Origin of the sequence: Sphingobacterium sp. ML3W (assembly GCF_029542085.1) — a bacterium.
GTDB lineage: Bacteria > Bacteroidota > Bacteroidia > Sphingobacteriales > Sphingobacteriaceae > Sphingobacterium.
The window spans coordinates 4,893,533-4,910,472 of the sequence record NZ_CP107036.1 but is presented as its reverse complement, the minus strand read 5'-3'; the positions used below and the strand labels follow the sequence as shown (position 1 = coordinate 4,910,472).

18 protein-coding genes are annotated in these 16,940 nt (G+C 40.1%); all 18 read right to left on the bottom strand.

All coding sequences use genetic code 11. The features are described 5' to 3' along the window. Positions 1 to 3 precede the first annotated feature (3 nt). The 18 genes from OGI71_RS20755 to OGI71_RS20670 all read right to left on the bottom strand — a co-directional run bounded on the left by OGI71_RS20755 (position 4) and on the right by OGI71_RS20670 (position 16,852). Positions 4 to 1,446 (bottom strand): NADH-quinone oxidoreductase subunit M, encoded by a 1,443-nt coding sequence (locus OGI71_RS20755; RefSeq protein WP_282251605.1) that lies wholly within the window; start codon positions 1,444 to 1,446, stop codon positions 4 to 6. Positions 1,447 to 1,461: 15 nt separating this feature from the next. Beyond that, positions 1,462 to 3,384 (bottom strand): NADH-quinone oxidoreductase subunit L, encoded by a 1,923-nt coding sequence (gene nuoL / locus OGI71_RS20750; RefSeq protein ID WP_282251604.1) that lies wholly within the window; start codon positions 3,382 to 3,384, stop codon positions 1,462 to 1,464. 19 nt (positions 3,385 to 3,403) lie between these two features. Continuing rightward, complete coding sequence (gene nuoK, locus OGI71_RS20745; RefSeq protein WP_282251603.1) at positions 3,404 to 3,733, bottom strand: NADH-quinone oxidoreductase subunit NuoK; 330 nt, start codon at positions 3,731 to 3,733, stop codon at positions 3,404 to 3,406. Beyond that, a complete protein-coding gene (locus OGI71_RS20740) occupies positions 3,733 to 4,230 on the bottom strand; it encodes an NADH-quinone oxidoreductase subunit J (protein WP_120260473.1) in 498 nt (165 codons plus the stop codon). The genes nuoK and OGI71_RS20740 overlap by 1 nt, the downstream gene beginning before the upstream one ends. A gap of 11 nt (positions 4,231 to 4,241) precedes the next feature. Further along, positions 4,242 to 4,751, bottom strand: a complete 510-nt coding sequence (locus tag OGI71_RS20735) for an NADH-quinone oxidoreductase subunit I (protein ID WP_120260474.1) — start codon at positions 4,749 to 4,751, stop codon at positions 4,242 to 4,244. A 12-nt stretch (positions 4,752 to 4,763) separates the two neighbouring features. Then, positions 4,764 to 5,807 carry an NADH-quinone oxidoreductase subunit NuoH gene (nuoH, locus tag OGI71_RS20730; protein WP_077437309.1) on the bottom strand — a complete coding sequence of 348 codons (1,044 nt, stop codon included), beginning with the start codon at positions 5,805 to 5,807 and terminating at the stop codon, positions 4,764 to 4,766. A 9-nt stretch (positions 5,808 to 5,816) separates the two neighbouring features. Next, positions 5,817 to 6,836 (bottom strand): 2Fe-2S iron-sulfur cluster-binding protein, encoded by a 1,020-nt coding sequence (locus tag OGI71_RS20725; RefSeq protein ID WP_282251599.1) that lies wholly within the window; start codon positions 6,834 to 6,836, stop codon positions 5,817 to 5,819. 30 nt (positions 6,837 to 6,866) lie between these two features. Beyond that, a complete protein-coding gene (gene nuoF / locus OGI71_RS20720; RefSeq protein WP_282251598.1) occupies positions 6,867 to 8,222 on the bottom strand; it encodes an NADH-quinone oxidoreductase subunit NuoF in 1,356 nt (451 codons plus the stop codon). 1 nt (position 8,223) lies between these two features. After that, on the bottom strand, positions 8,224 to 8,745 hold the full coding sequence (locus OGI71_RS20715; protein WP_282251597.1) for an NAD(P)H-dependent oxidoreductase subunit E: 522 nt from the start codon (positions 8,743 to 8,745) through the stop codon (positions 8,224 to 8,226). Beyond that, positions 8,738 to 9,973 carry an NADH-quinone oxidoreductase subunit D gene (locus tag OGI71_RS20710; RefSeq protein WP_282251596.1) on the bottom strand — a complete coding sequence of 412 codons (1,236 nt, stop codon included), beginning with the start codon at positions 9,971 to 9,973 and terminating at the stop codon, positions 8,738 to 8,740. The genes OGI71_RS20715 and OGI71_RS20710 overlap by 8 nt, the downstream gene beginning before the upstream one ends. A gap of 10 nt (positions 9,974 to 9,983) precedes the next feature. Further along, positions 9,984 to 10,478, bottom strand: coding sequence for an NADH-quinone oxidoreductase subunit C (locus OGI71_RS20705; RefSeq protein WP_282251594.1), 495 nt, complete (start codon positions 10,476 to 10,478; stop codon positions 9,984 to 9,986). A 3-nt stretch (positions 10,479 to 10,481) separates the two neighbouring features. After that, positions 10,482 to 11,033, bottom strand: a complete 552-nt coding sequence (locus tag OGI71_RS20700) for an NADH-quinone oxidoreductase subunit B (RefSeq protein WP_046673075.1) — start codon at positions 11,031 to 11,033, stop codon at positions 10,482 to 10,484. A gap of 61 nt (positions 11,034 to 11,094) precedes the next feature. Further along, complete coding sequence (locus tag OGI71_RS20695; RefSeq protein WP_120260480.1) at positions 11,095 to 11,469, bottom strand: NADH-quinone oxidoreductase subunit A; 375 nt, start codon at positions 11,467 to 11,469, stop codon at positions 11,095 to 11,097. A 119-nt stretch (positions 11,470 to 11,588) separates the two neighbouring features. Then, complete coding sequence (locus OGI71_RS20690; RefSeq protein WP_282251593.1) at positions 11,589 to 13,400, bottom strand: tetratricopeptide repeat protein; 1,812 nt, start codon at positions 13,398 to 13,400, stop codon at positions 11,589 to 11,591. Between the two features lie 25 nt (positions 13,401 to 13,425). Next, complete coding sequence (locus OGI71_RS20685; protein ID WP_282251592.1) at positions 13,426 to 14,352, bottom strand: substrate-binding domain-containing protein; 927 nt, start codon at positions 14,350 to 14,352, stop codon at positions 13,426 to 13,428. A 331-nt stretch (positions 14,353 to 14,683) separates the two neighbouring features. After that, complete coding sequence (locus OGI71_RS20680; protein ID WP_223581287.1) at positions 14,684 to 15,574, bottom strand: energy transducer TonB; 891 nt, start codon at positions 15,572 to 15,574, stop codon at positions 14,684 to 14,686. Positions 15,575 to 15,607: 33 nt separating this feature from the next. Beyond that, a complete protein-coding gene (locus OGI71_RS20675; protein ID WP_120260485.1) occupies positions 15,608 to 16,165 on the bottom strand; it encodes a biopolymer transporter ExbD in 558 nt (185 codons plus the stop codon). A 24-nt stretch (positions 16,166 to 16,189) separates the two neighbouring features. Further along, the gene (locus tag OGI71_RS20670; protein ID WP_120260486.1) at positions 16,190 to 16,852 is read right to left on the bottom strand and encodes a biopolymer transporter ExbD; all 663 of its coding nucleotides are present in this window, start codon (positions 16,850 to 16,852) and stop codon (positions 16,190 to 16,192) included. Between the last annotated feature and the right edge of the window lie 88 nt (positions 16,853 to 16,940).

Here is a 16,940-nt window from a genome sequence, read left to right as displayed (position 1 = left end):
TATTTATCTGCCTAAAAATGTGCTTAAAACTTCCACTGAACCCGCAGAAAGATTCAATAAGAAATTCGGGAATATACCGATATAAAGAATCAAGAAGGAGATCAAACTTAATACAACCAGTTCTCCCCCTTTTACATCTTCAAACTGCATAGTTTTGTCCGTAGTTTCCCCCAACATCGTCTGCTGATAAAGGCGTAGCGTATAGACAGCCCCTAATATTAACGTTAGTCCACCGAAAACTGCAAACCAGAATCCATATTGAAATACACCTTTCAATAACAGAAACTCACCAATAAAACCATTGGTTAGGGGCAGCCCAACTGCACCCATACAGATAATCATAAAAAAGATCGCTAATTTCGGAGCTTTGCTCGCAATTCCGCCAAGTTCTGAAAGACTACGTGTTTGTGTACGTTGCTGCACGATATCCAGTACATAAAAAAGTCCAATGACCGAAATACCGTGATTTAACATTTGTATTGTTGCACCACTTAGACCATTTGTATTCCAAGTGAAGACCCCCGCACTGATCAATCCGACGTGTGCAATAGAAGAGTACGCGATCAACCGTTTGGCATCGTCCTGCTTAATGGCAATGATAGAAGCATAAACAATTCCAATGACACATAAGATCATTGCAAATTGCCCATACAAAGCAACCCCAGTAGGAACCACTGGCAATAACCAACGCATTAAACCATATACTCCCATTTTCAACATAATACCAGCCAACAACATAGTTCCGGCCGCAGGAGCATTTGTATATGTATTCGGCTGCCAAGTGTGAAACGGAAAGATGGGAATCTTAATCGCAAAAGCGATAAAAAATGCCCAGAATAACCAACGTTGTGTGTTATCCCCCAGCTCCAAAGCGATAAAAGAAGTCCATTCAAAATCGTGATTTGGCACCTGTTGATAGAGATAAAGAATCCCAATCAACATCAAAAGGCTTCCCAAAAAAGTATAAATGAAAAACTTTAGATTAACCCGAATACGATCACCTTCGCCCCATAGCGCACAGATAAAATAAATCGGAATCAAAGCGATTTCCCAGCCCACATAGAACGTAAAAGCATCCAATGCCATAAATACAAGCAGTAATCCAGCTTGCATAAAAGCCATCAACGCATAAAAATTACCCTTATAGTCTTTAGAAAAAGTTGTCGCAATAATGAAGGGCATCAATCCATTGGTCAACAGTATCAGCGGCAAGCTAATCCCGTCTACCCCAAGATGAAAATGAATATGCAAAGCAGAGATCCATTCCCAATTTTTTTCAAATTGCATTCCGCCATTTGGATCAAATTGACAAAGGAATGGGATAGTCAATGCGAGCGATACTATTGATAAAATCAATGCTATTGACTTGGCGGCATTGGTCTTTAATAAAGCTAAAATCAATGCGCTGATTAACGGCAATAAAATAAGTAAGAAAAGGTTATCCATCGATTATACTAAATATTAAAGACTCAAAAATCCATAAACGAAAATAGCAATCACTCCAATTACCATCATCAATAAATAAAACCCAACATTTCCATTTTGAAGCAAGCGGAGTACTTTTCCTGTATCGAATGTTGCTTTACCGGCTCCATTAACAATACCATCAATACCACGTTGATCCACGACCTGACCAAAGAAAGTCGATAGCCAGTTGATCGGGCGTACAACCACCGCATCATAAAGTTCATCCACATAAAATTTATGGTAGGAAAGATTTGCCAGAAAGCCTCGCGGAGCTTCATCTCCAGCAGGTATTTGCTTACGCTTCACATAGACATTGTAGGCTAGGCCAACCATAATTAATACACCAACTACAGAAACCGCCATTAACATATATTCGGTGCTATGCTCCAAATAATGTGCCGCAGGAATCAATGCTTTCCCCTCAGCAAATACCGGCGCAAGAAAATTCTCCAACCAATGATTTCCACCTAGCGCTCCGGGTAAATTGATCGCTCCACCAATAACAGAAAGCACTGCTAATACCATTAAAGGGATTGTCATACTTTTTGGTGATTCGTGAAGGTGATGCTTTTGTTCGTCTGTGCCCCTAAATGAGCCAGAGAATGTCATGAATAGCATTCTGAACATATAGAAAGCAGTCATTAACGCTCCCAAAAATCCGAAGCCCCATAAGAGCGGATTTGCCGCAAATGCATTGGCCAATATTTCATCTTTAGAGAAAAATCCGGAAAATGGAGGGATACCTGCAATTGCTATCGTTCCTATTAGCATAGTGACATAAGTAATCGGCATTGCTTTCTTTAATCCACCCATTTTTCGCATATCTTGCTCATTACTCATCCCGTGAATAACTGATCCTGCACCAAGAAATAATAAGGCTTTAAAGAACGCATGCGTCAATACATGAAAAAATGCACCAGTAAATGCGCCCACGCCCAGACCAAGAAACATATAACCTAATTGTGAAACTGTAGAATAAGCCAATACTTTCTTAATATCATTTTGCGTTATTGCGATTGCAGCGGCCAACAAGGCAGTACAAATCGCAATAATGGAAATAAGCTGCAATGTAATCGGTGAGAGTACAAATAACACATTGGATCGCGCGATCATATAAATCCCCGCTGTCACCATAGTCGCCGCGTGTATCAATGCCGATACGGGTGTAGGACCAGCCATGGCGTCCGGTAACCAGGTAAATAATGGGATTTGTGCGGATTTACCTGTTGCAGCGATAAATAGCAATATGGTGATACTCACCACAGCGATGTCACCAACAGCAAAATTCTTTGCCCCCGCAAATACAGTAGAAAATTCAAGGGATCCGAAAGTCCCCAGTATCAAAAACACTGCTAACAAGAATCCCAAATCACCAATTCTATTCATCACAAATGCCTTTTTCGCAGCATTTGCATAAGAAGTATTTTTATACCAAAATCCGATGAGTAGGTAAGAACAGAGTCCGACACCTTCCCAACCAATAAACATGACAAGGTAATTAGAGCCTAACACCAGGAGCAGCATGAAAAAGATAAATAGATTCAAATAGGCGAAAAACTTACCGAATCCGCTATCATGATGCATATACCCAATAGAATAAATATGGATCAAGAAACCGATGCCAGTGACAATCAATAGCATAATCGCACTCAATGGATCTACTAAAAAGGACAAACTTATTTTGAGATGCCCCACTGAGATCCAGTCAAATAGATGTTGTTCGATAACTCCTGCTTGTCCTGCCTGTCTTGATTGATATACTTCAGAAAAAAGGATGCAACTGCAGATAAAAGAAATAAGAACCACGGCACTGCCCAAAGCACCGATCATACCTTTGGAAAATGCATTTCTGCCCAATCCATTCACTATAAACCCGATTAAGGGCAAAAGGGGAATCAACCAAATTAATTCACTCATCGTATTTATTTCTTAAGTTCTACCAACGGAGTTTATTTAAGGAATCGATATCCACAGACTTCGTATTCCGATATACCATAATAATAATAGCTAGACCGACGGCTACTTCCGCGGCTGCAAGTGCCATAATAAAGAAGACAAACACCTGCCCCGATGAATCGCCATGTTGCACCGAAAAAGCTGCTAATAGCAGGTTGACAGCATTAAGCATCAATTCGATGGACATCATAATAATAATTACATTACGACGGATCAATACGCCGATCACACCAATAGCAAAAATAATAGTGCAAAAAATCAAATAATGATTTATCGATACGCCCTGCAACTGTTGAACAACTGTTTCCATTAGATTTGTTTAGGTTCTTTCTTAGCTAATAAAATCGCTCCGATCATGGCTGTCAATAATAATAAAGAGGACAACTCAAAAGGAAGCAAAAATTCGTTAAACAATACCTTGCCCAGATTTTTCACCAATCCTATTTCAGGATTAACAACAGTCAAGGGGTTGGAGATCTCAAACACACGATATACTCCGAAAAAGGTTACCAATAGACAACAACCGGCAATTACCCCCATAAATTTGACCAGATTGGATTTCATCGGTTCGGTATCCTTATTTAAATTGAGCAACATGAGTACAAATAAAAAGAGTACCATGATCGCCCCCATATAGACAATAAAATTGACCACAGCCAAAAACTGGGCATTCAATAAAATGTAATGCACTGTAAATGTGAAAAAAGTAATGACCAAGTACAAGACACTGTGTACAGGGTTCTTTGTAAAGATGGTCATCAGCGCAAAGAAAATAGACAAGAAGGCTACTAAATAAAATACTGTCATAATTTCTTGAATTAGCTCTTTAATTTGGTGATATCAAAGGTTGGCTCGACCAGCTTATCCTTCCCATAAATAAAATCCTTACGTAGGTAATCTGCTGTCACATGTGGACCATCCAAATAAATGGCCTCTTTTGGACAGGCTTCTTCACAAAGACCGCAGAAAATACAACGCAACATATTAATTTCATAAACTGATGCGTACTTTTCTTCACGATAAAGGTGTTCTTCACCTTTTTTACGCTCAGCAGCAGTCATTGTAATGGCCTCCGCAGGACATGACAACGCACATAATCCACATGCGGTGCAGCGTTCTCGACCTTCCTCATCACGTTTGAGCGAATGTTGACCCCTAAAATTCTTCGAGTAAGGTCTTATTTCCTCAGGATACTTAACAGTAGGGATTTTCTTAAAAAAATGCCTCAATGTAATCCGTAAACCTCTGATAATTGCCGGAAAATAGATTCTTTCCGAAAAGGTCATTGGCTTTTGTTCGATTACTTTCTTACGATTGCTTAGTTGCATAAAAATCCTTTCTTATGATGAGAAATAAGTATCTTTTATCAATGTAAATACACCTGTAAGTACAATATTGGCAATAGCCAAAGGAATCAGCATCTTCCAGCCCAAATTCATCAATTGATCATAACGGAACCGTGGTAATGTCCAACGTACCCACATAAAGAAAAAGATAAATCCAAATATTTTAAGGAAGAATACAATGACACCAATAATTGTGATCCAATTTGCAGACAGCCCCAGATCATTCATAAAAGGGAAGTTATACCCTCCAAAGTAAAGTGATGCCATCAGCGCAGAGGACACAAACATATTAATGTATTCGGAGAACATATAGAGCCCCAATTTCATGGAAGAATACTCTGTATGATAACCACCGACCAACTCAGTTTCACATTCTGGTAAATCAAAGGGAACACGGTTACACTCCGCAAATGCACAGACCATGAAAATAATAAATCCAAGTGGTTGTGCCCAAATATTCCAATTTACAAAACCTGATTGTTGAGCTACAATTTCTTTAAGCGAAAGACTTTGTGTTACCATCAATAACGCGATAATGGAAAGCCCCATAGCTATTTCATAGCTAATACTTTGTGATGCCGCGCGAATTGCACCCATTAACGAAAATTTATTATTGGATGCCCATCCACCCAACATAATGCCATATACACCCAATGCGATAACACCAAACATGTATAATATACCGACATTGACATCTGCCACCTGTAGAGAGACCACACGATCTCCAATTTGCAATTCCTGTCCCCAAGGGATAACAGCCGAACTGATACAAGCGGTAATGATTGCGATGGTCGGCCCGACAATAAAAAGTACCTTATGTGCGCCTGCAGGGATAATCTCTTCCTTAAAGAAGAATTTTCCACCATCACACAAGGGTTGCAAAATTCCAAATATACCAGCCCGATCCGGACCATACCGATCTTGCATAAAACCGGCTATTTTACGCTCTGCAAGTGTTGAATACATCGCAATCACCAAGGTAATAACGAAGATCACAGACACCAATATTAATTTTTCGATAACAAAAGACCACTCCATGATTCCTGTTTATTTCAATTTTTCTGTTCTAGCCAACTGTTCGCGATTTTGCTGTTGAAGTATCGGATTCTCCTTCACTACTTTTGGCGGGTTAAATAGTTCATAATGATTGGCTGAGATAACAGATTGTTGATCAATTTCTGTCGGTTCATCCAAAATCCAGTCGCTCGTTTTTTTGCGATCAAAGCGGCAGGTATTACAGATAAATTCTTCTACCTCACCAAATTCATCTTTCCGCGCAGTTACACGGATAACTTCTTCTCCCTTATACCATAAAGTCACTTTACCAGAACAAGTCGGACAATCACAATGTGCATCTATCGGTTTCGTAAACCAGACCCGATTTTTGAAACGGAATGTCTTGTCAGTAAGCGCCCCGACAGGACAAACATCAATAACATTACCTGAAAAATCATTATCAATTACGTTTTCGATATAAGTAGATATCTCCGAATGATCCCCCCTGCCCAAAATACCATGTACCCGTTGATCTGTCAATTGGTTAGCCACATAAACACAACGATAGCATAGGATACAGCGGTTCATATGCAATTGAATTTTGTCACCTATATCAATACGTTCAAAAGTCCGTCGATCAAATTCATAGCGTGTATCAGCACTTCCGTGCTCGTAACCCAGATCTTGCAATTTGCATTCCCCAGCCTGGTCACAAACCGGACAATCCAAAGGATGATTGATCAACAGAATCTCGACAACGCCCTTTCTCGCCTCCACGACTTCTGGCGAAGTGATATTTTGTACCTCCATGCCATCCATAACAGTAGTCCGACAGGAGGCAACTAGTTTCGGCATTGGCCGAGGATCCTTCTCGGAGCCTTTCGATACCTTAACTAAACAAGTACGACACTTTCCGCCACTCCCTTCCAATTTTGAGTAATAGCACATTGCCGGCGGAACGATGTCGCCACCAATTTGCCTTGCTGCATTCAATATACTCGTCCCCGGTGCTACCTCCACTGGTATACCGTCGATTGTGACCTTAAACTTTACATCTTCCGCTTCTGCCATGATATTTATAATTTATCGTTACAGCTTTTATTATGATACAATTGGTTGCAATGGATCTGCATAATGTGCCAATCCATAATTTCTTGTTTGTGACTCTTCGGGATGTAATATATGCCATTCAAATTCATCCCGAAAGTGCCTGATAGCCGCAGCTACTGGCCAAGCAGCAGCATCACCCAATGGACAGATTGTATTTCCTTCGATCTTACGCTGTACATCCCAAAGCAAGTCAATATCGGACATCGATCCATGTCCACTTTCAATTTTATGTAACACTTTTTCCATCCATCCGGTTCCCTCACGGCATGGCGAACATTGTCCGCAGCTTTCATGATGATAGAACCGAGCAAAATTCCAGGTGTTGCGAACCACGCATTGATCCTCATCAAATACGATAAAACCGCCAGAACCTAACATTGTACCAGTTTGAAAACCTCCATCAGCCAACGACTCATACGTCATCAAACGACTATTTCCCGCAGCTGTTTTCAAGATAAGGTTTGCTGGCAGAATAGGCACAGACGAACCTCCGGCCACAACAGCTTTCATCCTCTTTCCGTTAGCTATACCGCCACAGTATTCATCCGAATAGATAAATTCCTCTACCGGTAGCCCCAGTTCGATTTCATATACCCCAGGTTTAACGATATTACCACTGGCTGAAATCAATTTAGTCCCTGTACTACGCTCGACACCGATCTTTGCGTACTCTTCTCCGCCCAAGTTAATAATGGGAACGGTTGCCGCAATAGACTCCACGTTATTCACTACAGTCGGACAGTTATATAATCCTGCTATTGCAGGGAAAGGTGGTTTAATACGCGGATTTCCCCGCTTCCCTTCCAAAGATTCCAACAAAGCGGTTTCTTCCCCACAGATATATGCACCACCACCTGGTTGGACATAAATCTCCAGATCATAGCCTGATCCCAATATATTTTTACCTAAAAATCCTTTCTCCTTTGCTTCAGCAATAGCACGTTCCAAGATTCTGATCTGTGGCATCATTTCCCCTCTCACATAGATGTATGAAGTATGTGCACCCAACGCAAAACTGGCAACAATCATCCCTTCAATCAACGCGTGTGGGATATAAGTCATTAAATAGCGATCCTTAAATGTACCCGGTTCAGACTCATCAGCATTACAAACTAAATAACGTGGTACCCCTTCCGGTTTGGCCAAAAAAGACCATTTCATTCCCGTAGGGAACCCAGCGCCGCCTCTTCCACGTAATCCAGATTTTTTCACTTCCTCAACCACATCCTCAGGAGACATCGTTTTTATTGCCTTCTCAACAGCAGCATACCCTCCTTTTTGACGATACACTTCAAAGGTATTAATGCCAGGAACATCGATATGTGTCAGCAAAAGTTTACGTGCCATATTATTCCGTTTTAGCTTTTAAATTATCAATCAATTCATCCACCTTGTCTTCATTCAAATTCTCATAGAATGTATACTCAGGCCCAATTTGAAGAACCGGACCAAAACCACAGGCAGCCAGACATTCAACACCACGCCAGGAGAAAAGCCCATCTGCGGTTACCTGCCCCTCTTTTACTCCCAGTTTCTGTTCCAAATGTGTCATAATTCGTTCCGCCCCAACTAAGCAACAAGGACCAGTACGACAGATCTCCAGCACGTATTTACCTTTAGGCTCCAACAAAAACATCGTATAGAAAGTTGCAACCTCATAGACCTCAATAGGTAAAATATGGAGATAAACAGCCACCTGATCCATTGCATCGGCGCTAACCCAACCAAATTCTGCTTGGACCAAATGCAAAATAGGCAATAGACCAGATTTTTGCTTCCCTTCCGGATAACGGCTCACTACTTCTCCAAACTTGGCCAATAGTTCTGGGGAAAACGTTACATTTTCATTATGTTGTTTTACACTAAGCATCTAATTCTCCTGCTATAACGTTAAGACTACTCATATTTAAAATCGCATCGGATATTAGCATTCCCGCACTCATAGGGGCAAACATCTGATAGTTGACGAAAGAAGGCCGTCTAAAATGAAGACGATAAGGCGAGCGGCCACCATCGTGAATCAAATAAAATCCCAATTCTCCATTTGCACCCTCTACCGCATAATAGACTTCAGCTTTAGGTGTATCTACTTCCCCCATAACGATTTTAAAGTGATATATCAATGCTTCCATATTGGTATAAACCTGCTCTTTTGGTGGCAGATAAAAATCGGGCACTTCCGCATGAAACACACCTTTGGGCGCTTTCTCGATTTTTTCCAGGGCTTGTTCAATGATGCGAAGCGACTGCCACATTTCCTCATTCCGGACCATAAATCGGTCATATACATCCCCCGTTGCTCCGACAGGCACGTCAAAATCAAACTCCTCATACGAACAGTAAGGGTTTTGTACCCGAACATCATAATCTACACCTGTTGCTCTTAGAATAGGTCCAGACCAACCATAATCCAATGCCTCCTCTGGAGTAACGGCAGCAACCCCAGAAGTTCGCTCAATAAAGATTCTGTTTCGCACAAACATCTCCTCAAATTCTTTCAATACGGGCGGATAGCGTTTTAGAAATTCGCGAATTTTCTCAAATGCAACTGCATTAAAGTCGCGCTCAAATCCACCGATACGCCCAATATTTGTTGTCAGGCGTGCTCCACAGATTTCTTCGAAGATCTCATATATAAATTCGCGTTCCTGCATGACATACAAGAATCCCGAAAAGGCTCCAGTATCAACGCCCAAGATTCCATTACAAATGATATGATCAGCTATGCGTGCAAGCTCCATCACAATGACACGCATATATTGTACACGCTTCGGGATTTCGATTTTTAACAGTTTTTCAACTGTCATATGCCAGCCCATATTATTGATAGGTGCCGAACAATAATTTAAGCGATCCGTCAGTGGAGTGATCTGATAAAAAGGTCTGTGTTCAGCAATTTTCTCAAAAGCACGATGAATATAGCCAATGGTGGAAACACCACTTACGATACGCTCCCCATCTATCTGCACGACATTCTGGAATACACCATGCGTTGCAGGGTGTGTGGGGCCAATATTCAAGGTGATTAGCTCATCCTGTGGATCGTTATCATCAAAAACGGGTTGATTAGGTGTTATCTTGCTTATAAACTCGCTCATATCATATAAATTAACGGCCGAAATACAAATCTTTTTTATCTACTCGATTTGGATCTTCCAAAGGATATTCTTTTCGCATTGGAAATACGTCCATATCGTCAACGTTCAGAATTCTTCTTAAATCTGGATGACCTATAAAGTTCACCCCAAAAAAATCAAATGTCTCACGCTCCATCCAGTTTGCACCCTTCCAAACAACTGTTGCGGTCGGAATTTCGGGATTTGGACCATACAAAAACACTTTTACGCGTATACGGATATTGTGGATCAAACTATGAATATGATATACAACAGCAAATTCTTTCTCCAGATGAGGATAGTGCACAGCAGTAATATCAGTTAAATGAATAAACTGCAATTCCCTATCTGTCTTTAGAAAACGCAGCACATCGATTATATCATCCACATTTACAAGAATAGTTAGTAAATCATGTGAATCTGGAACTTCTATAATTTTGGCGGGAAAATTTCCCTGGAGTTTCTCCAATAAAAAACCGTTCTCCATCCTCTATTTATTAGTATGTATACCGTATTTTTCTAATAGTGCCTTATATTCTGGTGTGTTTCGTCTATTTAACGATTCATTTTTGACAATATCCTGCAAACGCAATACGCCATCCAAAATTGCTTCTGGACGCGGAGGACAACCGGGTACATAAACGTCCACAGGAATAATCTCATCGATACCCTGTAATACAGAATAGGTATCAAAGATCCCACCACTGGAAGCACAGGCTCCCACAGCAATCACCCAACGGGGTTCTGCCATCTGCACATAGACTTGTCTCAAGACAGGAGCCATCTTCTTTGCGATAGTTCCCATGACCAACAACATATCCGCCTGACGCGGAGAAAAACTTGGTCGTTCGGCGCCGAATCTGGCCAAATCATAGGTGGAACCCATTGTAGCCATAAATTCGATACCACAACAGGATGTCGCAAAAGGCAAGGGCCACAATGAATTTGCGCGCGCCAACCCGATCGCTTTATCCAAGCTTGTCGCAAAGAAACCTGCGCCTTCTACTCCCGGAGGAGCTTCTGCCAATTTTATATCACTCATGAAAAGACGATTTATAAGGTTTAAGTACAATCAGCCATTACAGCCAATGTTGCAGGACAACTTAGTCCCAGTTTAATGCTTTTTTCTTAATGACATAGATAAAGCCCAACAAGAGCATTCCCATGAAAATAAACATCTCGATCAAGCCTTGAAAGCCCATTTCCCGGAAGTTGACAGCCCATGGATACATGAAAATAACCTCAACATCGAAAATGACAAACAAGATTGCTACCAGAAAATATTTAATTGAAAAAGGCTGCCTCGCGTTCCCTATGACTTCAATACCGGATTCAAATGCCCCAAGTTTATTTTCCGTCCTGACTTTCGGCCCGATAAGGTGTGTAATAATTATGGTACCTACTCCGAATCCTACCGCTACGATAAGCTGTATGAATATAGGTAAGTAGTCTATCGGCATACTATTGGCGTGCTCCATCTCAATCAAAATTTATATTGGTAACTGTCTTTAAATATAGAGATTCCATGACTAAAATCAAAACAAAAAAGGCGCAGATATCACTATCTGCGCCTAATTTAGAATGATTTTAGTTAAGCCTATTTTAAAGCATCTAGGTATCCTTTAACATCCTCGTTTGTAGGATCAATTTCCAATACTTTTTGGAAATTCTGTTTTGCTTTCGCTGTATCTTGTTTCAAATAATGGAAAAGACCGATATAAGTATACGCATCAACTAAATATGCTTTGTTCTTTTCTTGCGTACCTCTTTGGTTGATTGTATCAATCAATTTTTGGAATGCAGCAACAAAATCACCTTTTGGCTGTGCCATATCGTCAGAACCCAAAGCGGAAAAAGCTTTATAATACAATGCGTTAATCAAGTATTTATCTTGAGCCTCTTTGTTATCAGTTGTTTCAATAATTGTCAGCTCTTTTTGTGCAGTAGCAAAGTCCGCAATAGCTTGATTTCTCAAGTCTTGATTTACATAATTTCCTTCAGCATCTTTCGCTTGAGCATCCTTTTTGAAACCAATTTGATAGTTACCTTCGCCAGCATAATAGTGGGAGTCAAAGTAATAAGGAGTGTCTTTATACTCCCCTACAAGTCCAAATAAAGAAACTGCTGTCTGCAATTCTTGCTCTTGATATTTTGCAAAGGCCAATTCAGCAACCTCACCTAACAATTCTTTATCACCCTCAATAGCCTTCTTAATATTAGCAATACCCTTTTGGATATTTGCGGTATTTTCTGGAGTCAAAACTGGAGCAGCTACAGTCGCCGTACTATCAACAGCTGCACCATCAGCACCTGCAGCCGGTTTAGGGCTATTTGTCGCAATTTCAGCCATACCCAAGTACATATAATCCAAAGGAATCACACGGTCTTTCTCCATCTTGCTGAACATTTGATTTAAATATTCCAATGCTTTTGGATAATCTTTCGATTTTTGGAAAGCGATATATCCTAAATAACGATAGATTTTTGGATCTACAGATGGATTTTTTGCCAATTCTTCCGATACAGTTTTCAGCTCGTCATATTGACGCGAATAAACCAAGAAATCGGCATAACGGATTTTTGCTTCCAATGTATTGTCACCAGCAACCTCTAGATATTTCTTGTATTGTTCAACACCTTTTTTGTTCAACTCAACATATTTCTCATCTGTCGTTCCAGGCATTTTTGACCATTGGTAGTAAGTCTCTGCCAATTCACGGTAAGTCGGAGCATAAGTTGGCGTTTCAGCAACGATTGCTTCCAATTGTGTTACGGCTTCATCGTAAGCCTGTGCTCCACGAACGATAATTGCCTGACCAACTTTTGCTTTAACGGAGTTTTGATCAATGTCCATCGCATCACCGTAACTGGTATATGCCAATGAACCTTCTCTCAAACCACGGTATGCATCACCTAACGCTAAAGGAATCGCAATATCTTTTGTATTTTTCGCTTTCGCTTGTGTCAGATATTCTAAAGCTTTCGCATAATCCGGTTCCGGTGTTTTAATATATGCACGACCGATTTCCAATAATGGCTCGTAATCTTTTTTACCTAATTTTGCTGTTGCCAAAGCAAACTTGGATTCAGCGCCAGCTTTATCTTTTTTCAATAAGTCAACATAACCCAAACCTACGTTGTTGATAGTCGCTTTTGGATCAGCAGTCAAACCTTGGTTGAAAATCGCAGCCGCAGAGTCCGCTCTGTCGTTTACCAAATAAACTTGACCCAAATAGAAATAATTATCTCCATTCTTAGGTTGCTTAGTCACTAATTGTTGAAGAATAGTTTTCGCTTTACCATAGTTTTCAGCCTCGATAGCTGCTCTAGCATCTTTCAAACTTTGCGCACTTACTGTGCCCACAGATCCAGCCAATAAAAGACTAAATAATAATTTACTGTTTGTCATAATCTATTTTTGTACTATTTATTATCTATTTAATATAACTCTCATCTCTAATAATGATCTCGCGACCCGGCATTGTCACAGGAACTAGTCCCGCTTTTAATACGATCCGTTGCCCGCGATCTCCTGTCAAAAAAGCACTAAAGCCCAAGCCTAGCCCCATGTTCGGTTGGTAATTCATGATGTAAACCGGTCTGATGAACGGATACACTCCGTCGGCTATGGTTGACTGTGATGGCTTATAAAAATGTGCCTTGTCTGCCCCCGCACTAACATTTTCGATGCTCAATGTACGAATTTTATCCAATAATTGCGAATTTTTTTCAACCGCTTTCAAGTACCAATTATAACCGATAACCCCCACTGCATTAGCATTTTCACTAATATACTTCATTACATCCTCACTATCTCTCATCGCTGAAACAGCCTTCGGATCAATTTTCTCAATTTTGAAGTAGTCCTTTAAAAAGCGTAAGGTACTTGAATTAGCATTGTCAAAAATCAAACGTTGACCACTTAAGTTACCCTCCAACAAAGACTTAACGTTCTTTTGAGACATTATAGTATCAGCACTGTTACGATTATTAATTAATACTACGGCATCGGAAGCCATCTGGAATATTTTAGGCTGAATCCCACGCTTCTTAAAATAGTCTTCTTCTTGGCTATTTAATTTCCTTGTTAATACAACCACATAAGCTGAGTCTGACAATAAAGCATTAACAGCTTTGATCTCTGGTCTCGCCATAATTTCAAGACTGGAATTCGGATAGGAACTCTCAAACACATCAGCAGATTCCTTAATGATCGGCAATAATGTCTGATCAACCAAGACGGGCAATTTACCGGTTAGAATATCCTCGCTCCCTTTATTGTTCTTTGCTCGATCTTTGCAGGATAACAACAGTCCCACGCAAAGGCTAAGCATCACAAGAATTACACTATATTTTCTCATACGATACATCATATAATAAGACAATTAAAATAAAAGAATAGTTTAATTTTTGAAGAGAGTTGAATGAAATTTAAAAAGACCGCTAGCAGTTAATTAAAAATTGTTTTGCCAAAGTCGTACAAACCGCATAAAAGAATAAAGAATCAGTACAACACCAAAAACTGTTTTGTAAGCTGAATTAATTTCAATGGGAAAATTGTCCCAAAAAATAATCAGCAGGCCCAAAACAAAATAAAAACCAAACATAAATAGTCCTAAAATAGACAGAAATCGCTTTAAAGGCGATTTCTGTCTATAATTAGAATTATTATTCGAATTAAAATCTGTCATTCTATTGTGTCTGAAGATTCAAACGAATTGGTAAGGTGTAAGCTACACGAACTGGACGACCATTTTGAATACCCGGTTTCCATTTTTTAGCTTTCTTCAACAGCTTAACAGCTGCATCTCCTGTACCATATTTCAAATCGCGTTTTACACTGATATCTGTCAAACTACCATCTCTCTCAACGACAAAGGAAACTTCCACCACACCATTAACTCCACTTTCCTGTGCCGCTTGCGGATAATCATAGTTAGAGGATACCCACGACATAAACGCTTTCATACCGCCGATTGGCTCAGGATTAACCTCTACCGCAGTAAAGATTTTATCCCCATTTGGATCTCCATTTGGATCTCCTTTTGAAACACCAGTGATTCCACCGTCTTGTTTCTTTGAACCAAACTCACCACGTGCTACCGAAGTACCTGTCGGACTACCTTTCAAAGTAATACGCGCCGGAGTTTTATTTGGATCCTTCAACTCTTCCTGCGAAGCAACTTCTTCTACAACTTTATTTGCAGGAGCTACTTTTGGCTCAGGAAAACGAATCAAATCTTCTTTCGGCACATCCATTGCCACTTGCTGAGGTTTCTCTTCCGGTTCTTGTGGAAGTGGTTCCTCTTCTGGTGGTTCTGGTGGTTTGATCTCTTCAAGGTCTTCCAAGGTAACTTCTGTTACCGCTGGAGGTGCTTCAACAGGTTTCTTTGGAAAAAGCTTATTTCCATAAACACTAAGGAGACTGGCTATGACTACGATGCCGATAACGACAACAAGCCCTCTATTGGTCGCTTTAGGGGCAAGTTTACGTAGCTCATACGCTCCGTATTCCTTGTTACGTCCCTGAAAAACGACCTCAAGCCATTCTTTCTTAAAAATATCTAATTTTGACCCTATCATATTTTTATACTTTATCGTGCTATCTAATAATGATTAATCATTGTAGATATTATCACGTTTTAAAACCTCCACTTCTTCTGGACTGATTTTAGCAATCATGTAACGTTTAATATCCACGATTTTCATTTCATCAAGAATATCAACTAGGTTACGTTGCGTGCTTTTATCACTCGGTCTAATGATAACGATCAAATCCTTGCCACCAGCAACGCGTGGTACATAGGCTTTTTTCTCCATCAATACCTTGCGAATACCATCAGCTCCGAAACCAACTGTAGTTGGTCCTTCGATAGGATTTTTTACTTGTCCGTAAATCACAGAGACTTTGTTATCAGATCCCAATAAAACTGTCAATGAACGGTTATCAGCTGTCAATAGATCTGGCTGAGGCTCATCCTTAACTTTATTTTTATCTGGCATCGCCACGTCCATCGCTTGTGGTTTATTTAAAGATGTGGTTAACATGAAAAAGGTAATCAATAGGAAGGCCAAATCCACCATGGCTGTAAGGTCGACCTTACCACCATTCTTCTTAGACCGTACTTTCCCGCCTTTGCCTTTTTTACCACTATCCTGATTTAATTCTGCCATTTTTTGTTCTTATTAAATCGTCAATTATTTTTCCTCAGCACGCATGCCAGTGATGAAACTAAATTTGTTTTGCTTTTGATTACGCAATGTTTCAATTACCTGGTTTACAGAAGGATATTTCTCGTTTGCATCAGCTTTGATCGCAATTTTCAAAGGTCCTGGGTGAACAAAGTTCTTATCCGAAGACTCTTTTTCTTTATTTACTTCCTCAGCAGCTAAACGTGCATTTTGAACCCAGTAATACAACTCATTCGAGGTGTTTTCTGTACTATCAATTGGAATACCAGTCTGTACACCTTTTTCAGTACGCTTGCTACCATCCAAAGCCAACAATCCTTTCAACTTAGACATTGGTACACCGAAGTTTTCCATCAGTTTGAAATGATCATAGTCTTCTTGTGAAAAGCCAATGCCATATTTTGCAGACATTCTTTCTAATGCTTTCACGCGAACTTGCTGATCTGTCGTTCCGAAGAAAACTTTTCCACCATCACCGATCGTAATCATACCCACATTAGAGTCAGGTAATTTATCTTTCGTAGTTGATGCTGGGGTATCCACCGTCAATGCTTCCGGTTGGCGCGCTGTCGCCGTTAATACGAAGAACGTAAGCAGCAAGAACGATACGTCACACATCGCTGTCATGTCGATTGACGTACTGGCTCTTTTTACTTTTGCTTTACCCATTTTAAATTCTTCTTTTTAAATTAAAAACTCAATCTTCTATCCTATGATGCTTTAGATTTTTGATTTCCATAAAATAAAATCAAAAATT

Excerpts from the sequence above, each read along its gene's own strand:
- nuoH (WP_077437309.1), bottom strand. The coding sequence starts at position 5,807 with ATGGAGTGGTCTTTTGTTATCGAAAAATTAATATTGGTGTCTGTGATC.
- OGI71_RS20700 (WP_046673075.1), bottom strand. The coding sequence starts at position 11,033 with ATGAGTGATATAAAATTGGCAGAAGCTCCTCCGGGAGTAGAAGGCGCA.
- OGI71_RS20755 (WP_282251605.1), bottom strand. The coding sequence starts at position 1,446 with ATGGATAACCTTTTCTTACTTATTTTATTGCCGTTAATCAGCGCATTG.
- OGI71_RS20725 (WP_282251599.1), bottom strand. The coding sequence starts at position 6,836 with ATGGCAGAAGCGGAAGATGTAAAGTTTAAGGTCACAATCGACGGTATA.
- OGI71_RS20695 (WP_120260480.1), bottom strand. The coding sequence starts at position 11,469 with ATGGAGCACGCCAATAGTATGCCGATAGACTACTTACCTATATTCATA.
- nuoF (WP_282251598.1), bottom strand. The coding sequence starts at position 8,222 with ATGGCACGTAAACTTTTGCTGACACATATCGATGTTCCTGGCATTAAT.
- OGI71_RS20740 (WP_120260473.1), bottom strand. The coding sequence starts at position 4,230 with ATGACAGTATTTTATTTAGTAGCCTTCTTGTCTATTTTCTTTGCGCTG.
- OGI71_RS20705 (WP_282251594.1), bottom strand. The coding sequence starts at position 10,478 with ATGGAGAACGGTTTTTTATTGGAGAAACTCCAGGGAAATTTTCCCGCC.
- OGI71_RS20675 (WP_120260485.1), bottom strand. The coding sequence starts at position 16,165 with ATGGCAGAATTAAATCAGGATAGTGGTAAAAAAGGCAAAGGCGGGAAA.
- nuoL (WP_282251604.1), bottom strand. The coding sequence starts at position 3,384 with ATGAGTGAATTAATTTGGTTGATTCCCCTTTTGCCCTTAATCGGGTTT.
- OGI71_RS20735 (WP_120260474.1), bottom strand. The coding sequence starts at position 4,751 with ATGCAACTAAGCAATCGTAAGAAAGTAATCGAACAAAAGCCAATGACC.
- OGI71_RS20690 (WP_282251593.1), bottom strand. The coding sequence starts at position 13,400 with ATGACAAACAGTAAATTATTATTTAGTCTTTTATTGGCTGGATCTGTG.
- OGI71_RS20715 (WP_282251597.1), bottom strand. The coding sequence starts at position 8,745 with ATGCTTAGTGTAAAACAACATAATGAAAATGTAACGTTTTCCCCAGAA.
- OGI71_RS20685 (WP_282251592.1), bottom strand. The coding sequence starts at position 14,352 with ATGAGAAAATATAGTGTAATTCTTGTGATGCTTAGCCTTTGCGTGGGA.
- OGI71_RS20680 (WP_223581287.1), bottom strand. The coding sequence starts at position 15,574 with ATGATAGGGTCAAAATTAGATATTTTTAAGAAAGAATGGCTTGAGGTC.
- OGI71_RS20710 (WP_282251596.1), bottom strand. The coding sequence starts at position 9,973 with ATGAGCGAGTTTATAAGCAAGATAACACCTAATCAACCCGTTTTTGAT.
- OGI71_RS20670 (WP_120260486.1), bottom strand. The coding sequence starts at position 16,852 with ATGGGTAAAGCAAAAGTAAAAAGAGCCAGTACGTCAATCGACATGACA.
- nuoK (WP_282251603.1), bottom strand. The coding sequence starts at position 3,733 with ATGGAAACAGTTGTTCAACAGTTGCAGGGCGTATCGATAAATCATTAT.